20 protein-coding genes are annotated in these 16989 nt (G+C 37.3%); all 20 read right to left on the bottom strand.

What is annotated here, in order from left to right:
* Positions 1–375, bottom strand: a 375-nt coding sequence (gene fliJ / locus ABS911_RS10750) for a flagellar export protein FliJ (RefSeq protein ID WP_350467586.1), incomplete at its 3' end; no start/stop codon positions are given.
* A gap of 217 nt (positions 376–592) precedes the next feature.
* Positions 593–1924, bottom strand: a complete 1332-nt coding sequence (gene fliI / locus ABS911_RS10745; RefSeq protein WP_420867471.1) for a flagellar protein export ATPase FliI — start codon at positions 1922–1924, stop codon at positions 593–595.
* 2 nt (positions 1925–1926) lie between these two features.
* Positions 1927–2685: a FliH/SctL family protein gene (locus ABS911_RS10740; protein WP_251165662.1), complete on the bottom strand. Its 759-nt coding sequence runs from the start codon at positions 2683–2685 to the stop codon at positions 1927–1929.
* Positions 2669–3673, bottom strand: a complete 1005-nt coding sequence (gene fliG, locus ABS911_RS10735) for a flagellar motor switch protein FliG (RefSeq protein ID WP_023179027.1) — start codon at positions 3671–3673, stop codon at positions 2669–2671. The genes ABS911_RS10740 and fliG overlap by 17 nt, the downstream gene beginning before the upstream one ends.
* An 8-nt stretch (positions 3674–3681) precedes the next feature.
* A complete protein-coding gene (gene fliF / locus ABS911_RS10730) occupies positions 3682–5256 on the bottom strand; it encodes a flagellar basal-body MS-ring/collar protein FliF (RefSeq protein WP_350467585.1) in 1575 nt (524 codons plus the stop codon).
* Positions 5257–5283: 27 nt separating this feature from the next.
* Positions 5284–5604 (bottom strand): flagellar hook-basal body complex protein FliE, encoded by a 321-nt coding sequence (gene fliE, locus ABS911_RS10725; RefSeq protein ID WP_251165664.1) that lies wholly within the window; start codon positions 5602–5604, stop codon positions 5284–5286.
* A gap of 27 nt (positions 5605–5631) precedes the next feature.
* Complete coding sequence (gene flgC / locus ABS911_RS10720) at positions 5632–6069, bottom strand: flagellar basal body rod protein FlgC (RefSeq protein ID WP_350467584.1); 438 nt, start codon at positions 6067–6069, stop codon at positions 5632–5634.
* A 27-nt stretch (positions 6070–6096) separates the two neighbouring features.
* The gene (gene flgB, locus ABS911_RS10715) at positions 6097–6474 is read right to left on the bottom strand and encodes a flagellar basal body rod protein FlgB (protein WP_251165665.1); all 378 of its coding nucleotides are present in this window, start codon (positions 6472–6474) and stop codon (positions 6097–6099) included.
* Positions 6475–6896: 422 nt separating this feature from the next.
* Entirely contained in the window at positions 6897–7262 is a 366-nt protein-coding gene (gene fliS, locus ABS911_RS10710) for a flagellar export chaperone FliS (protein WP_251165666.1), read from the bottom strand.
* Between the two features lie 49 nt (positions 7263–7311).
* Positions 7312–7677 carry a flagellar cap protein gene (locus ABS911_RS10705; RefSeq protein WP_251165667.1) on the bottom strand — a complete coding sequence of 122 codons (366 nt, stop codon included), beginning with the start codon at positions 7675–7677 and terminating at the stop codon, positions 7312–7314.
* 44 nt (positions 7678–7721) lie between these two features.
* Complete coding sequence (fliD, locus tag ABS911_RS10700; RefSeq protein ID WP_251165668.1) at positions 7722–9212, bottom strand: flagellar filament capping protein FliD; 1491 nt, start codon at positions 9210–9212, stop codon at positions 7722–7724.
* A gap of 4 nt (positions 9213–9216) precedes the next feature.
* Entirely contained in the window at positions 9217–9585 is a 369-nt protein-coding gene (locus ABS911_RS10695) for a flagellar protein FlaG (RefSeq protein WP_251165669.1), read from the bottom strand.
* Between the two features lie 102 nt (positions 9586–9687).
* Complete coding sequence (locus ABS911_RS10690; RefSeq protein WP_350467583.1) at positions 9688–10875, bottom strand: flagellin N-terminal helical domain-containing protein; 1188 nt, start codon at positions 10873–10875, stop codon at positions 9688–9690.
* Between the two features lie 215 nt (positions 10876–11090).
* The gene (flgL, locus tag ABS911_RS10685; protein WP_251165671.1) at positions 11091–12014 is read right to left on the bottom strand and encodes a flagellar hook-associated protein FlgL; all 924 of its coding nucleotides are present in this window, start codon (positions 12012–12014) and stop codon (positions 11091–11093) included.
* 3 nt (positions 12015–12017) lie between these two features.
* On the bottom strand, positions 12018–13439 hold the full coding sequence (flgK, locus tag ABS911_RS10680; RefSeq protein WP_350467582.1) for a flagellar hook-associated protein FlgK: 1422 nt from the start codon (positions 13437–13439) through the stop codon (positions 12018–12020).
* 12 nt (positions 13440–13451) lie between these two features.
* Complete coding sequence (locus tag ABS911_RS10675) at positions 13452–13820, bottom strand: flagellar motor switch protein (protein WP_251165673.1); 369 nt, start codon at positions 13818–13820, stop codon at positions 13452–13454.
* On the bottom strand, positions 13820–14125 hold the full coding sequence (gene flgM, locus ABS911_RS10670) for a flagellar biosynthesis anti-sigma factor FlgM (protein WP_350467581.1): 306 nt from the start codon (positions 14123–14125) through the stop codon (positions 13820–13822). Before flgM ends, ABS911_RS10675 begins: the two co-directional genes overlap by 1 nt.
* 413 nt (positions 14126–14538) lie before the next feature.
* Positions 14539–15624, bottom strand: coding sequence for a flagellar motor switch phosphatase FliY (gene fliY / locus ABS911_RS10665; RefSeq protein WP_350467580.1), 1086 nt, complete (start codon positions 15622–15624; stop codon positions 14539–14541).
* On the bottom strand, positions 15621–16622 hold the full coding sequence (fliM, locus tag ABS911_RS10660; protein WP_251165676.1) for a flagellar motor switch protein FliM: 1002 nt from the start codon (positions 16620–16622) through the stop codon (positions 15621–15623). Before fliM ends, fliY begins: the two co-directional genes overlap by 4 nt.
* Before the next feature lie 16 nt (positions 16623–16638).
* On the bottom strand, positions 16639–16989 hold a 351-nt coding region (locus ABS911_RS10655; RefSeq protein WP_350467579.1), incomplete at its 5' end, for a chemotaxis protein CheW.

Below are 16989 nucleotides of genomic sequence, written 5' to 3'. Positions count from 1 at the left end.
ATGTTTTTCTTGTTCCATTAAAAAGCTGTATTCTTTTTCCTTTAACTTCTCCATGACTTTTCGATCTTTATGGGCTTCCATTAATTCAAGACGAGCATTTTCTACTTCTTTTTCAGCTTTAGCAACAACATTTTTTTGCTGAATGATCTTTTCATCAATCATAGTCTTATAAAGATGTTGACGTCTCAATACATCAATTCGTGTCGATGTTAAACTGTCATTTTTGATTTTAATATTTTCCCGTATCAACCGTTGTAAGGTATTTTCTTGTTGTTCTTTTTGTTGTTGAACATGTCCCAAATTCTTTTTTTTCTCTTCTTCAGTATCGGATCTCCAATCCAATACTTTTTCCATTGAAAATTGATAGTTTGCCACTTTCTTTGCTCCTTACTTTAATCGACTGAGACACTTGTCCTCATTACTTCTATATACTCCATTCAGTCCTCTAGAACATTTTCCAAAAAGCAGAACCGACAGCCTTTTATTCACGAAAAGACACTAAAATGAGCGTTGACGTAAAAGTGGAGCGAGATAATCAGTTCACTGTTACGTGAAGCAAGATTTTTGCCACACTTTTCAATTTGTTTCCTTTTTAATTGCCAAATTGCTGCACTTCAAAAAGAGTCTTCAATTGGTCCACTACTTCGTCAAAGGCATAGCGTTCATCCACCCGCTGTTTCAAAAAGTTCTTGATCGGTGTATTTAATTGAACGGCTCGATCGACCAGTGGATTGCTTCCTTTACGGTAAGCACCTACGTCAATCAAATCTTTTGAGTCGGCATATACAGCCATATTTTCTTTTACCTTACCAGCTGTTGCTGAATGACTTTCGGCTGTGATGTCTTTCATTAACCGGCTGATGCTGTTTTGAATATCAATAGCGGGGTAATGGTTTTCCGAAGCAATCTTCCGTGACAACACGATGTGTCCATCCAAGATCCCACGCACAGAATCGGCGATTGGTTCGTTCATATCGTCCCCTTCAACTAAAACAGTATAAAAGGCCGTTATCGAACCATTTTCCGACATCCCGCTTCGTTCTAACAACTTAGGTAATGTCGTGAAAACAGAAGGCGTATACCCTTTGGTCGTTGGTGGTTCGCCGGTTGCTAATCCGATCTCGCGTTGAGCCATCGCCACACGCGTTACAGAGTCCATCATCAACACGACTTTTTTACCTTGATCTCTAAAATATTCTGCAATAGTTGTAGCTACAGAAGCACCTTTTAGTCGTACAAGCGGCGGCATATCAGAAGTGGCACACACCACGACTGATTTTCGATACCCTTCTTCTCCTAAGTCTTTTTCGATAAATTCCAAGACTTCTCTGCCACGCTCACCGATCAAGCCAATCACGATCACATCGGCTTCAATGTAGCGAGCCATCATTCCAAGTAAAGTACTCTTTCCGACTCCACTACCCGCAAAAATCCCGACCCGTTGACCTTCTCCAACTGTTAAAGTGCCGTCGATTGCTTTGATTCCGGTCGGCATAACATCTTGGATTTTTTTTCGTTTAAATGGGTTTGGAGAACTTCGGTTTACATCATAGAACACGCCATCCACTTCTAGCGAGGTGTCCATTGGTCGGCCTAAACCATCCAACGTGTTCCCCAGCAATTTTTCACTGATTTCAACTTTTAGTGTTTTACCAGTTGGTTTAACCAAACAACCTGGTCCAATACCTTCTAATTCATCTAAGGGCATCAATAAAACCATTTCGTCTACAAATCCAACAACTTCACTCAAAGCTATTCTGCCAGATGACTTGATGTGGATCTCGCATACTTCTCCTACAAACGCATCTAAACCTTCTACTTTAATGATTAATCCCGTCACTTGACTGACTTTCCCCATTTTTAAGTAGTAGCTTTTTCTATTCAATTGGTTGTGGTAAGCATCAAAAGGGATATCAAACATCATCGTCACTCCGCATTCTTCATTTCCTCTATCATGGCATCTAATTGTTTTCTGACTTGCAAATCAATAATGGCATGGGCATTTTCAACAACGCAGCCATTTTTATCCAATGTATTGTCTGTCAGTACTGCAAAGCGAATATCTTGGTTTTCTTTTTCAAACTCTTTGACTTTTTCTTTCACGAGTTCCTTTTGTTCCGGCCTGACCATCAAGGTAATGAACTGGTCTTCTCGTTTTAAACGATGCAGCACAGGATTGATCAAATCCATCACTTGATCCGACGAAACATCAATGCTTTTATGCACAATGGTTTCAGCCATATGTCCAGCTAATTCTAAAAATTCATTTTTTTTCGCTTGGTAATAATTCTCCACGGTTTCTTTAGCTTCATCCAGCCTCTGTTGAATCGTATCTCTCATAACCTGGCTTTCTGTTTCAGCTTGTTTCATACCCGTTGTATAGCCGGTTGTGTAACCTGTTTCGTACCCTTGTTTCTGACCTTCTTCAAAGCCTGATTTTTCAGCTGCTTCTTTCAGTTGCTTTGCTTCTTTTTCCGCTTCTGAGAGAATTGCTTGTTTCTTTTGACGTGTCTCATCTAACAGGGCTCTGGCTTGAACCGCTTCAATGGGTTCTTCTTCGAGCTGATCTGTTTCATTTAAATAGTCTTCAGAAGGTTTTGCAGGTGCCATGTCTGTTTGGATAAAAGTTCGGTTCTCTTCGGTAAAGGATTGTCCTTGCTTAATGATCCTATGAGATAATGGCATCAGAATCGCCTCTTCTCAAATAGATCTCGCCTTTTTCATCTAAGCGACGAATCACGGTCACAATGCGTTGTTGAGCTTCTTCAACGGCAGATAAGCGAATAGGTCCCATGAATTGAAGATCTTCTTTAAGTGTGTCCACTGCACGAGTAGATAAGTTGGTGTAAATGAAGTTCTTGATTTCATCCGATACTCCTTTAAGAGCCAATGCCAAGTCGTCATTTTTAACATCTCTAAGAACTTTTTGTACATCGCCTTTTTCAAGCGTGATGATATCTTCAAACGTAAATAGACTTGCTTTGATTTCTTCAGCCAGTTCGGGTTGTTTTTCTTCCAACACCTTAATAATATTTTTCTCAGTGCTTCGTCCAACTGAATTCAAGATTTCAACTAATGTACGAACGCCACCAACTGTTTCCAGATCATTTTCAATGTAATTAGAAAATTTATTTTCGATTACTTTTTCAATCTTCTCAATAATGGCAGGAGATGTGCTGGTGATTGTTCCGATTCTTTCAGCAATTTCTGACTGCAATTCAATTGGAAATTCAGATAAAATTATGGCTGCTTTTTCAGGTTGCATATAACATAAGATCAAAGCAACAGTCTGAGGTTGCTCATTTAGCAATAAATTTGTCAGTTGTTGAGGGTCTGCTTTACGCGCAATGTTGAATGGGCGTTCACGCAATTGGATCTGATTCAACATGTCGATTACTTCTTTTGCACGCTGAGGGCCGATTGCCATATTTAACAAGTTCTTCGCATAATCGATACCTCCATCGATCACGTATTCTCTTGCTTGAGACATTTCGATAAATTCATTGATGACCGCATCCCGTTCTTCTGGATTCACATAATCAATGTTGGCTATTTCATAACTCACTTTTTGAATGTAGCTGTCCGGCAGATTCTTCATGATCTTGGCTGATGTTTCTGAGCCTAACGATATCAGCAATATAGCCGCTTTTTTTAATCCGTCTACTTCTTTCATACCTTCACCTACTCATCTTTCATCCAAATTTTGATCAAGTCAGCCGCACCTTCTGGACTTTCTTTCGCATAATCTCTTACAGTGCTTTCTTTTTCAGACATATTTTTATTTAATTCTCGCTTCAGATCAGCTTTTTCTTTCGCTTTTCTTTCCTCGTCTAGTGGTTTGACTGGTCTTTGTGGCGCTACGATTGGCTCTGGTTCTTCCTCATCAAAGAAATCCAATTCATCGTCGTCAGTTGATCGTCTGCGTAACAACGTTAGTAATAAGATTAAGATCACAACGATCGCTAATCCACCAACAAGATATGGCCAATACCGCATCATAACATCATTGATACTGCTCTTTAATTGTTCTGGTGCTGTTGTTTCAATTACATCAGTAGTAGTTGCAAAATCGATCCCTTGTATAGAAATTACATCTCGTTCTTCAACAGAACCAACTGTTGTAGCCACGATTGCTTCAAGAGCTTCCTTGTCAGCTGGGCTTAAATTGCCGTCAAAAATAACCGAAGTGCTTAAACGTTCTACTTCTCCAGGTGCTTTGACCGTATTGGTTGTTTCCGAATTTAACTCATAATTCGTAGTACGATTATAGGTAGAGTTTCCGCCTTCTTCGCCACTCTCGATTTGATTGATACTGTTTTCGAACCCTTCGCCTTCTTCTACATCAATGGTTCCACCACCGGCAGAAACTGTTTCGCTGCGGACAGAAGAATCGCCATAATTGATGATTTCACTTTCGCTTGAGTCAAAATTCATCTCAGCAGTCACTGCAACCGTCAATTTTTCGATGCCGTAAATCGGACCTAACGTTTGAATCAGTTTTTGTTCCAACTCTTGTTCATAGCTGCGCGTGATAGCTTGGTATTTACTAACTAAGTCTGTTGCATTCAAATTGCCTTCATCTTCCAGCGCTGTGCTCAATAAGTTTCCTGCTGTATCGACGATCTTGATGTTCTCTTTAGGCAGATTGTCTACAGCTCCTGAAATCAATGAAGCGATACCTTGTACAGCAGAAACGGGAATTTGTGACCCGCTGATTGGCGTCAAAACAACAGAAGCAGAAGCTTTTGACACATTTTCTTCGCTAGTAAAGACACTGTCTTCTGGTAATGACAACAGCACCTTTGCTTGTTCAATCGAATCCAATGCCGAAATCGAGCGTTCCAATTCACCTGTGACCGCTCTTTGATACATGATTTTACGATCTTCATCTGTCGCCATCATGCTAGTCTCGTCAAAGATCTCAAATCCTGTGTTGCTTTTTGGCAACATATCATTTACGGCCAATTCAATTCTATATGTATCTACTTGAGCTTGATCAATTAAAATCGTTGTCCCATTGTCTTCTAACTTATAATCGATCCCTTTAGCTTTGATATCATTTACAATTGTTCCTGCATCGGCTTCTTCTAAATTAGAAAATAATGTAGCATACTCTACTTTTTGCGTATAGAAAGTCAAAGCCGTTACAATCGTAATGACAAGTACTAAAACTACACCTAATCCGATTCGTTTGCTTTTGCCAAGGTTCGTCCAACCGTCTTTGATGCCAGTCCAGATTTTCTTAATTCCATTCATAATTAGCGTAACTCCCTCAAAAACTCATTAAAATTGCATATTTTTTATTTCATTGTAAGCTTCTAAGCCTTTATTTCTTAATTGTAAAGCTAGTTCTAGTGACAATTGAGCCTCAGAAGTTTGAATCATCACATTATGTAAGTTATCTGTATTGCCAGATATTAGGTCTTGTACACCTTGATCCGCTGATACCTGTTGTTCATTTAAAGAACTCATCACATTTTCTAACATACCCGAAAATGACGATAATCCGTTTGTTTCTTCGCTCGTTTGGTTATTCATTCCACTTGTTAGCCCTGTTTGTGACGGACCATTAACTAGATTATTAAAAAGTGTGTCTACATTCATTTTAACTTCTCCTCTAAACCTTATTTATTAACCAATCGTGATCTGCAACGCTTTTGAGAGCATTTCTTTGCTGGCATTCATTGCTGTTACATTAGCGTCATACGTACGCAGTGTTGTCATCATATCGATCATTTCATCTGCCATATTGACGTTCGATTGCTGAACATATCCTTCTTCGTTTGCATCTGGGTTTGTTGGATCATACTCCATCACGATATCTTCTGTATTTTCTCTAATTTCAGTAGGTTTTACACCAAAACTTTTTTCAGTTCCTTGACCAGCCATAGAGGATTCAACCTGTTTCAAACTTTCTTCAAATACGACTTCTTTTTTTAAGTAAGGAACTTCTCCATCTTCCGTACGCGTGGTATTGACGTTCGCAATATTTGTTGAAATCGTATCTAGTTTTAATCGTTCTAAACTTAATCCACTTGCATTTATCTGCATGGAATCAAAAATCGACATGAATACACCTTCTTCTTTTTCTATTTACTACTTCGTAATTACACTCCGCAACATTGAGTACTTAGCGTTTAATTGCGTTATCATTGCATTATAATAAATACTGTTGCTGGCTTCTTCCGCCATTTCGATATCAATGTCGACATTGTTGCCATTTTCTTTCACTGTTGTATCTGTTCTTTTAGATACCACCGGTGAAACATCTTCTAAACTTCCAAAACCTATATGTAAATCGTTCGTTTTATTCATCGTTGTCCCATTTGATACATTGTCTAAAATCGTTTCAAAATCGACTTTGTTCACTTTGTAATCCGCTGTATTCACATTCGCAACATTGCTTGAAATCATTTCTTGCCTCATAGATGCAGCATCTAATGCATTTTTCATCAAATTATAGGTAGAGTCCACTTTTTTCCACTCCCATATACTCATTTTTTATCTTGCTCTATTATGATCATTGCTCTCGTTTTACTGCCTTTAAATAAAACACATGCGTTATTAATTATTATACATTTATGAGTCGCCTTTTTGGCAAACTATGCAGTACTATCAACCTAAGAAAGTATATCTCATTTGTTTTTATTCAGCAATATACTTTCTTTGCTCGAATTGCTCAAAATAACACAAATAATTTTTTTTGAAAAAAATTTATTTTTTTCTTGATTTTTTTATTTAGTTTGATAATCAAATAAACTGCTGCTATTCTTAATTTTCTACGCAAAAAAACCTTACTTTTTTTAAGTAAGGAGAGCTCATTTCATTTAATTGATTATGTTATTTTACTTCACAAAAAGAATGTGTCAAAAAATCAACACTTGTTGTTTAATCTCTTATTCTATTTCAATCCAAGTGTCACGCAGTTCTTCTACTAATTTACGGCTGCGTATTACATCTCCTGCATTTTTTGTCACATTTGCTTTGATCAATTCACTAGCGATGTATTCATACATGCGGTAAAGGTTTTCAGCAACTTCTCCGCCTTTTTCAAAATCTAATGTATTCATTAATTCAGCAATGATATCTTGGGCTTTGATCAATACTTGATTCGTTTTTTCGATATTCTTTTCAGCAATATGCAATTCAGCTAATTTCAAATTTTTGATGCATCCTTCGTATAGTAATACGATCAATTTTTTAGGCGATGCTGTTAAAATTTGATTCTCTTTATAAATCGCTGATCCATTTTTTTGATACATTCTTTATTCCTCCTACTTTTGTTCTTAGGCTCATTTCGCTCCTGTCTTCCTAGATACCTTTATCTAGGAAGACAGGAGCACGTTTAATGGATACATAATTATCTCTGACTTGATTCTTTTTATTGATTTGTTTCATTTTATTCATTAAATTATTTTTTTCTCCACGAATAGCCGCCATTAATTGTTGTTGTTTTGGAATAATCACAGCAAGAAGCTGTTTTTCAGCTGGCGTATACTGAAACGCTGCATCTTCACTTAACTTTTGCTCAATAGCTTTCAACTGATCCATGTTTCGTTGGTTTTCAGAGACGATATCCATAGCCTCTTCTACATTACCATTCCAAGAGTCCATCAATACTACGATATTTTCCAATACATCCGTTCGAAGTTGAGTCCATTCAGCATCAGTTGTCATGGCGAACTCCCCCCATTTCTTTATTATCCTGATTATATATTTTTTTAATCATTCGTACTAAACTGACTTTGTAAGTAAGCCAATTGCGATTCTGCTTCCATCATAGCTGTATCCACACGTGTAAACATCGCAATATAATTATCCCGTTTCTTCTCTAACCGTTCATTAAATTTTGTAATGCTTTCAGAAAGGTCTTTTAATGATTTATCGTAGGTGTCAGATTTAGTCGCAATAATCCCAGTCTTTTCTGAAATATACGTATCTACTAATGCACGCATTTTTTGAGCCATACCAACTTCGGTTTCAGTGGTTACAGTTGTTGTAGCACCACTTTCATCAACACCTGTTGTTTCAGTTGAAGTTGTTTGGAATAATATTTTTTTTACAGCCGTTGGATCATCTGCTAATGCTGTTTTTAATTTCTCTGTATCGAGTGTTGCTTTACCAAATCGATCTACTGAAAATCCTACTGATTCAAGATTGTTGTATGCAGCATTTCCAGTATTTGCGGATCCAGTCATTAAAGAACGTAGGCTTGATTGCAACCGTATCAAAGAACTGTCACCAACCAACGCACCAGTTTTATTATTTTCTGCTGAAGGATCTCCAACATCTAATTGATCGCCAATAAACGTTAAGGTTGAATTGTATTGATCCACAAAGGATTGGAATGCTTTAACAGTCGTATCTGTATCTTCTTTAATTCCAATCGAAACAGGTTTTGAAGCTTCCGTTACACCTTTCAAATCAAAGGTTAATCCTTCTACAGCATCTGTGATACTATTCGTATCTCGTGTTACTTTAATGCCGTCTATAGTAAGCTCAGCAGATTGTCCGCCATTATAAGTTTTGTCTTTTTCAAATCCTAATGCTCCGGCCATATCACCGTTGTCAATTTCATTTCCATCCTTATCCGTTACACTACCGCCAAATATCATCGTACGATTACCCATTTTACTATCAGTCATGATGATACGATTATCTACGATTTTTGCTTGAATACCGGATTCTTTTGATTGTTCGTTGATCTTACCAACAATATCTTTTAAGCTGTCTTTAGCTGTAATTTTAATGTCAAATTTACCACTAGTCGCTTCTTTTTCTTCTACAGTACCAGCTGTCGCTTGACTAGTGACTGTAAATGTACCAGTTAACCCAAGGCTTTCTTTAATCGTTTTACCATCAGCTAACGGGATCTCACCTGACGTGACTTGATTTGAAGTTGCTAAACGATTTACTTCGATACTGTAATTACTTGCGATTGAATCGGTACTTGCTGCAATTGCCACTTTACTAGTATCACTTGAAGTCGCGAGTTTTGATTTAAACGTCTTATCTTCCCCAAGAGTGCCTAGCTTAGTATACAAACTATCTAAACGCGTATTAATGTCTTTCCAAGCATTTTTTTGTGCTGTAATACTAGTTTGTTTGCTTGTATATTGGACAAGCTTCCCGGATTCTGCTTCAATCATGGAATCGATGGTTGCTGAATCAATACCTGAATATGAGCCTAAAAAATTAATGCTACTAGCCATTCTTTCACTCCTTACGATCTACTAAAATTCCTGCTGAATCCCAAATACTCTCAAGTACATCGAGCATTTTTTCTGGTGGAATTTCTTTTACCACTTCTTGTGTTTGTTTATCTATCAATCTGACTACTGTTCTGCCAGTACCTTCATGGATTTTAAAATCAAATTGCGTTTTCAAACCTAATAAAAATCGATTGGCTTTTTCTACTGTTGCATCTAACTCTTCTTTGGTTATTTCAGAAACAATGATAGGCTCTTGTTTTGCTTCTGAGTCTATAGTTCCTTTTATGTAAGAATGTTTATCTGATTGGTGAATGGTATTTGATTCAATAGGACGAATTTGAAGAGATTTAGTGACAGCTTGTATGAAATCCATATCTGACAACTCCTTTTCTCAACCTCGTATAGTTTACTATAAAATAAAAGCCGGCACAACGCCGGCTTTTATTTGATGCGTTTTAAATTTAGTATCTGATTATTATTGTAATAATGAAAGAACACTTTGTGGCATTTGGTTTGCTTGAGCCAACATTGAAGTAGAAGCTTGAGAAAGGATGTTAGATTTAGTAAAGCTCATCATTTCTTCAGCCATATCTACGTCAGTAATACGAGAGTTAGCTTCAGATAAGTTTTCTTTAGTAGTTGCTAAATTAGAAACAGTATGGTCTAAACGGTTTTGAGTAGCACCTAGGTTTGCACGTTCTTCAGAAACTGATTTGATAGCTGAATCAATTGTTTCAATAACAGTATCGTAATCTTTATCTGTTAATTTGTTTCCTACTACATTACCGTCAGCATCAACTTCGTTAGCAACTTTAAGTTTGCTAACACTTACTAAATCAGTATTTGAAGCATTAGCTGTTTGGAATTCAGTTGCAACTGTTAATGCATCAGTTGATTTTGTTACTTCTTCTCCTGCTTTAGCGTCTAGTGCAATTGCATCTGCTTCTGCTGTAATCGCTGCAGCATTAGCATCAATAAGAGTTTGATCAGTTGGTGCAGCTGCTAATGCTGTTGCAGCTGCTGTTTTAGCTGCTGTTGCATCTGTTACAGCTGCTTCAGTTGTTGTTTTTGTTTCTGTAGCTTTTGTTGATGCTTTTGTTGCTACATCTAAATCTAGTGCTGCTTTAGCAGCTACTGTCATGCTATCAGATAATCCTAAGCCTGTTGTAGACATATCTTTGATTTCTAATTTAACTTCTTGTCCAGCATTAGCTCCAATTTGGAATGTAAAACTAGAGCCTTCTGTTCCGCCATTTAATAATGATTTTGAGTTGAATTGAGTATCTTTAGCGATACGTCCAATTTCTGAAGAAAGAGAATCCATTTCTTTTTGGATAGCATTTGTATCTTCATCTGTGTTTGTACCATTTTTTGCTTGAACAGTTAAGTCACGCATACGGTTTAAAATGCTGTGTGTTTCGCCTAATGCGCCTTCAGCTGTTTGAATCAATGAAATACCATCTTGTGCATTACGTGAAGCTTGAGTCATACCTGAGATTTGGTTTTTCATTTTTTCTGAGATTGCTAAACCTGCTGCGTCGTCCCCAGCTTTGTTGATACGTAGTCCTGATGATAATTTAGCTAATGAGCTGCTTTTTGAAGCGTTAGCTGATGTTAATTGAGAGTAAGTATTCATTGCTGCTGTATTTGTATTAATTCTCATGATTGTGTTTCCTCCTAAAGTCTATTTTGTGAAGGTGTTGCCTTCTACCTTTTATATCGGCATGTTTCATCATCTGTTAAGGATGTTTTTTTATTTTTTTGTAATTATTAAACATTCATCATTATCCGAAGATGCTTGCCTTATACACCTTATATCGGCAGGCTTAAATAGGAGTTAAGTCTTTTTAACAAAAAAATCAAAAAAACTGGGCTATCTTATAGATAGTCCAGTATACTTGTTTGCAATATTTTAGTTCCCATTGATAACGACGCTTGATAAGCTGATTTTTCCATGGTAAATTGCATATATTTTTCAGCTAAATCAATGTCTTGATTTTCGGATAATAATGTTTTAAGATTTAGATTCTCACTGTCATTGCGCTCTAATGTGGCACTTAGACGATTAAATATTGCTCCGGTTTTAGAACGATTCGATACGACATTTTCAATTTCTTGATCCGCTCTGTCTAACAAGCCAGATAATTTTTCTGTGTCATCTGCGTCTAAAGCAGTTAATACCTCAGAAAAGAAAGAACCTAAATTATCTGTTCCGTCCGCATTTTGTGCATTCATAAAATTACGTCCATCTGTACTCAATTCCACCGAAACACCTGGTGCAATTTCACGTGACAGATTCCCATTACCTTCAGCTGTTCCACTATAAGTAATCCCAGTAATTTCCCCAGCTTCATTTTTTTGTACTTCGAACGGTTTCTCAGTTGTATTCTTTCCTGCAAAAACATAGCGTCCACCAAAGTTTGTATTCAATGCGTCCACGGTTCCTTGGATTTCAGATTCAATTTCCGCTTTATTGGCTTGGCGGTCTTCGTGGCTTAATGTGCCATTGGCTGAGTATTGAATCAGTGTTTTGATGCGTTGCATGGATTCTGTTGCACTGCTTAAAGCAGAATCTTGTACATTGGTCCATTGGATGGCATCATTAATGGTTGTTTTGTATTGATCATTTTGAATGATTGAATTGTTCAAATCCAAAATTTTAGATACTTTTAATGGGTCATCAGAAGGTTTACTGACTTCTTTTAACGTTGATAATTGATTCTGGTATTTCATGACGTTTTCTGTGTTAGCCGAAAGATTTCTTAAAAAGCTTTTCGACATTAACGAATCGGTTACTCTCATTTATTAAACCCCCGTCCGATTGATCAGTGTATCCAACATCTCAGAAACGACTGAAATGATACGAGAATTGGCTTCAAAAGCACTTTGGTACGTAATGGTGTTGGTTACTTCTTCATTGATCGAAACACCTGAAACAGAATCTCTGCGGGCTTCAAGCAGGCTAACTAAACTTCCTTGACTGTCTACCATATTATCAGCTTGCTGTTTCACAATTCCCATTTGCGTAACACTATCATTGTAAGCACCCGAAACAGTTGATCCGCCTACTTGATTTTTAATTGTCATCGTATCTGAATCGTATTCAATTCCAGTGGGATCAACTGGGTAACCTAACTTCGTATTTTGCAATGACGCAATAGCTTGAGCGCGTGTTCCATCTCCACCGACAACGGATTCAATGTTTTTTCCTGCATTGATTTTTGAGACATCTGCTAGAATTTCTTTGTTTACTTGAATCGAAGCAGCATAATTTCCATCTGTTCCTAACTCAAAGAAGTTTAATCCTTCTCCACCATCACCATGTACGGTATTCACTGCTGTCGCAAAAGTGAACGCCAACTCATTTAGTTCTTGTTTTTTAGTATTGATCTCGCTTAAAGCTTCTTGAGAACCTTTAATATTACCAGATGTGATGTCGACAGTTTTGTCGTTGACGGTTAATTGACCAGCCGGATCTGCTGCAACACTCATTTTAGCGATAGAATCTTCTGTTAAAATGGGTTCCCCGCCTACAGTAATGCTTACTCGGTTAAATTTATCGTAGCTTGCTTCAACTCCAGCAATCCCTGTCAATTCGCCTAAAAGTTTATCTTGTTGGTCTAATAGATCATTAGGTGCTTGACCTTGTGAAGTCATATTAAAAATTTGTTGGTTCAATGAATCCAATTGTTGAACTTTAGCATTAAAATCAATCACATTTTTTTCAATATCTTGAACCGTATCTTCATGTAAGCTGTCGATTTGATTCGACATATGGTGCAAGGTATCGGTAAAGGTTTCTGCATTTTGGGACACCATTGTTTTAGCTGTCGCAAGTTCTGGGTTAGATCCTAAGTATGTCCAAGAAGCAAAGACTTTGCTTAAATTGTTATTCAATCCAGTTGTTGACGGTTCATTAAAGATTCCTTCTAATTGACCTAAAACCTCAGACTTTTTGTTATACATTTCTAGAGAAGAGTTCTCATTTCTTAATTGATTGTTCACATAAGGATCCACGATACGATCAATTGAAGCGATTCGGACACCGGTTCCTAGTTGACCGATTCCTCCAAGTGTATAAGGATTATCGGCTACCATGTTTACTTTTTGTCTAGAATAGCCTTCTGTATTGGCATTGGAGATATTGTGACTGGTTGTTTGCAAAGCTGATTGCTGTACATTCAAGCCTTTTGTTGCATTATTTAGAGTTCCAAATAAACCTGACATTCTTTCACCTCTTTATAGGGATTGATCAATGATATTTGCTTGTTGTACGGTACTGTAGTCTCCCTGTTTGGAGTAAGTAGAACCGCCGGCGTTAACCCCTTTAGTAATAGCTTCCATCATTGTTTCTTGATAATTTAAAGCTTGTTCTGTTAGGGTTAAATTGGTTTGCTGTAAATTTTTGATTTCTTCTGCTAATTCGACCAGATCTTCTTTTTTTGATCCTTCAGCTGTTAGTGTAGGAAGAAGATCTAAAAATTGTTGTTTTTGTTCAATAAGAGTCTTTACTTTAGCACTATCGTTTTGAATCAACGCTTGTTGTTCATCCATCAACAGTGTTTTAAATTGAACTAGAGTATCGAGTGCGTTCACTTTTTTGTTCATTAATCCGTATACTCCCTTTGATTGTTCATTGCTTGCATCATTCCACTGGAAATTTTTTCAGGCGATACGCTATACGTGCCATTCAACACAGCTTTTTTAATTGCTTCTACATTTGGTGACATTGTTGGTGCATTTTCAGCTGCTTTTGTTTTAGCTAATTGCTTAGCTGCTTCAGAAATATCAACGGTTACTGATTCTTCATTTACTGAATCGGTACTTTTTTGTAGTCCTTTACTGTGGGCATTTTCTTGATTTTGACGGACAGTATTGATGTATTGGTTGTATCCATTATTTCCTATTTTCATCGTTGGTGCTCCTTTCTTCTCCCTAGTTTCGTTTTTTATTCGTTAGTTTAAGTTTTTGAGTTTAGTTCCTTAGCAATTATCGGCAATTTTTTGCCTTACATATCTACTATCGGCACCTTTTCAGGATAATTAAGTCTTTCATAAAAAAAAGCAGTCTTCCATTCATTCTTTTTTATGTACATCTGTTTTATATCTTGACTCTTCTATACTAGCGTCTGACTTTCTATTATTCAAGTAGAAACTAAAAAAGCCAGAACAATTTGTTCTGACTTTTTCCCCTTTTTGTACTAAATCCTGTTCTCAAAGCAGAACCGACATCCACTTCGCAAACAATGCTCGATGGTCTATGACCACACTGCGCTTGGTTTGCTCCAGTGCTTCGGGTCTAACCGCTTTTTACCACACTCCAAAAATTAGTTTAAATGTTGAATACGTTGTTCTTTGCTTAAAATGTTGGTGATTCGAATTCCGAAGCTTTCATTGATTACAACTACTTCGCCTTCAGCGATCAACTTTCCATTTACATAAATTTCTAAAGGTTCATCGGTCATTTTGTTTAGTTCAACAACTGATCCGGTTCCTAAAGACAAAATATCTTTGATGGTTTTTTTACTTTCGCCCAGCATAACGCTGAATTGCAGTGGTACATCCATAATTAAATCTAAATTTCTTGGAGTCTTCAAACTGCCAGCATGTGTCAATTCTTGGAACTCAGGTTTTTGAATTGCGATTTTACCTTCTGTGTTTTGCGGTACTTGGCTAGTAACCGGTTCGACTGGAGCAGTAGGGGCTTCAGGTTGTGCCGGCAATTCACGGTCTTGAATCACTTCACCTTCATCTGCTAACACAATTTTTGAAATGTTTCTCACCGTCTCAAGAGTAAAGATCTGCATGATTTCACTTTGAATCAAGTCATCTACAGTCATCTGAAAAGCAATTTTGCAGACTGTCGTATCTCCACTGATTTTGTCGTAGTTGGTGTGTTCTTGGTCTTTCCATACTTCAACATCTGGCGGGAAAATATCTACAATGCGTTCCAGCATAGTCGCCATAGCAGTTGCAGCAGAACCCATCATTTGATTCATGGCTTCTCCTACAGCGCTCAATTCAAGCTCTGTAAATTCTTTTCCCTCAGCATCGCCGTTTCCGTCCATCATGAGATCCGCAATAATAATCGCATCTTTTTCATTCATCATTAACAGGTTGCTGCCAGCTAACCCTTTTTTAAATTTAATGGTTGTGACTACTTTTGGTACAACACTTTCGTCAATGATTTCTTGGAATTTTAAGCAAGACACAACAGGCGTCGTGATCGTTACTCGATGATTCAAGATCGAAGACAATGTCGTAGCGGCTTGAGACATGGAAATATTTCCAATTTCTCCAATAATATCTACTTGTGTTTGATCAAGTGTGTCAGTTGTTTGTGGCTCAGGGGTAGGGGCATTTCCATTCAACATTGCATCAATTTCTTCTTGCGTTAATTTTTCACTGCTCATTCGTCTGTCTCTCCTCCAATATACTGTAATACTTCAACCGCCATGTTTTTTCCTTTTAACCCTGGCTTAACAAAATAGCGTGGAAGTTTTTCCACAGATAAGATCAACGGATCAGATGTTTTACCATCTAAAGGAATGATGTCTCCCAATTCTAATTGTAGAAAGTTTTCCAACGTCATGACTGTTTCACCTAAAAGTACCTCTAGGTTTACTGGGGCAGAATGCAGACTTTTTTCTAATTTCCCACTATCTGAATGGTCGGTTTCTTTTTCAGAATGGAACCAATTGCGTAAACTTAATTTATCTAATATCCCTTCAAAAAAGATATAAGGAATACATAAATTAATAAATGTTCGAACATTAAACAATTCAACTGTGAATGTGACCAAAACGACTGGTTCGTTTGGAGACATGGTTTGCATCATTTGAGGGTTGGTTTCCGTTGAATCCATTGTCCCTTTAATTTCTACCACATCACGCCAAGCCAATTCAAAAGAATGAACAAAATTCGTCAATACTTCTTCTAAGATCGCCATCTCAATATCGGTAAAGCTTTCTTTCGTCATTTCCTCTGCGTTGTCTCGAATTTCCATACTGCCGCATAACAAATCAACCAATTGCAAACAAAGTTGCGGACTGATTTCGATGATCTGCGTTCCTTCTAATGGTGCAGAATGGAATAATCCCATTAACGTAAAGCGCGGAACCGAGTGCACAAACTCATCAAAACTGACTTGTTCAATTGAAGCTAGCTGCACATCTACATTGGTTCTGACTTGAGTGGAAAGGATATTGCCGATTATTTTAGTGAATTCTTCGAAAACCATATTTAATGTACTTATGTATTCTTTTGACAGACGAACAGGACGTCTAAAGTCATAGCTTTTGACCTTGTTTTTTTCCTGTTCTTGTTCGTCTAAACCTTTAGCATCAATTTCTCCACTTTCTACCGCTTGCAATAACGAATCAATCTCTTGCTGTGATAAAACTTGCTTCACTAGTTATCCCTCATTTTTATAAAAATAGTTTCTCCATGTTGATGACACTCACTATTTGGTCTTTTACTTGAATCACGCTAGACACTAGCTCATCAGTTTTATCATCCAACTGTTGAATAGCAGACGGTTCAATATCCAAAACCCATGCGACTTCATCTACCATGAATGCTATCTTTTCCTCATCATTTTTCACAATGATGATGTTATTGTAACATATTTCTTCGATTTCATCCGTTGGAGAAAGCAATTTATAAAAATTTATCAAAGTGATCACATTTCCGCGCAGATTAACAAGCCCTTGGACCCAAGATGGAGATTGAGGGACTGGGGTCCAAGGCATTTTATTTGTTATCTCTTCAACGTTTTC

The organism is Carnobacterium sp. (genome assembly GCF_040274425.1).
This window is presented reverse-complemented; position numbering and strand designations above follow the sequence as displayed.

Excerpts from the sequence above, each read along its gene's own strand:
- flgC (WP_350467584.1), bottom strand. The coding sequence starts at position 6,069 with ATGTCGATTTTTGATTCCATGCAGATAAATGCAAGTGGATTAAGTTTA.
- ABS911_RS10740 (WP_251165662.1), bottom strand. The coding sequence starts at position 2,685 with ATGCCATTATCTCATAGGATCATTAAGCAAGGACAATCCTTTACCGAA.
- fliE (WP_251165664.1), bottom strand. The coding sequence starts at position 5,604 with ATGAATGTAGACACACTTTTTAATAATCTAGTTAATGGTCCGTCACAA.
- ABS911_RS10695 (WP_251165669.1), bottom strand. The coding sequence starts at position 9,585 with ATGGATTTCATACAAGCTGTCACTAAATCTCTTCAAATTCGTCCTATT.
- fliY (WP_350467580.1), bottom strand. The coding sequence starts at position 15,624 with ATGAGCAGTGAAAAATTAACGCAAGAAGAAATTGATGCAATGTTGAAT.
- fliF (WP_350467585.1), bottom strand. The coding sequence starts at position 5,256 with ATGAATGGAATTAAGAAAATCTGGACTGGCATCAAAGACGGTTGGACG.
- flgM (WP_350467581.1), bottom strand. The coding sequence starts at position 14,125 with ATGAAAATAGGAAATAATGGATACAACCAATACATCAATACTGTCCGT.
- flgK (WP_350467582.1), bottom strand. The coding sequence starts at position 13,439 with ATGTCAGGTTTATTTGGAACTCTAAATAATGCAACAAAAGGCTTGAAT.
- ABS911_RS10705 (WP_251165667.1), bottom strand. The coding sequence starts at position 7,677 with ATGACAACTGATGCTGAATGGACTCAACTTCGAACGGATGTATTGGAA.
- ABS911_RS10675 (WP_251165673.1), bottom strand. The coding sequence starts at position 13,820 with ATGAACAAAAAAGTGAACGCACTCGATACTCTAGTTCAATTTAAAACA.
- ABS911_RS10690 (WP_350467583.1), bottom strand. The coding sequence starts at position 10,875 with ATGAGAATTAATACAAATACAGCAGCAATGAATACTTACTCTCAATTA.
- fliG (WP_023179027.1), bottom strand. The coding sequence starts at position 3,673 with ATGAAAGAAGTAGACGGATTAAAAAAAGCGGCTATATTGCTGATATCG.
- fliI (WP_420867471.1), bottom strand. The coding sequence starts at position 1,924 with ATGATGTTTGATATCCCTTTTGATGCTTACCACAACCAATTGAATAGA.
- fliS (WP_251165666.1), bottom strand. The coding sequence starts at position 7,262 with ATGTATCAAAAAAATGGATCAGCGATTTATAAAGAGAATCAAATTTTA.
- fliD (WP_251165668.1), bottom strand. The coding sequence starts at position 9,212 with ATGGCTAGTAGCATTAATTTTTTAGGCTCATATTCAGGTATTGATTCA.
- flgL (WP_251165671.1), bottom strand. The coding sequence starts at position 12,014 with ATGAGAGTAACCGATTCGTTAATGTCGAAAAGCTTTTTAAGAAATCTT.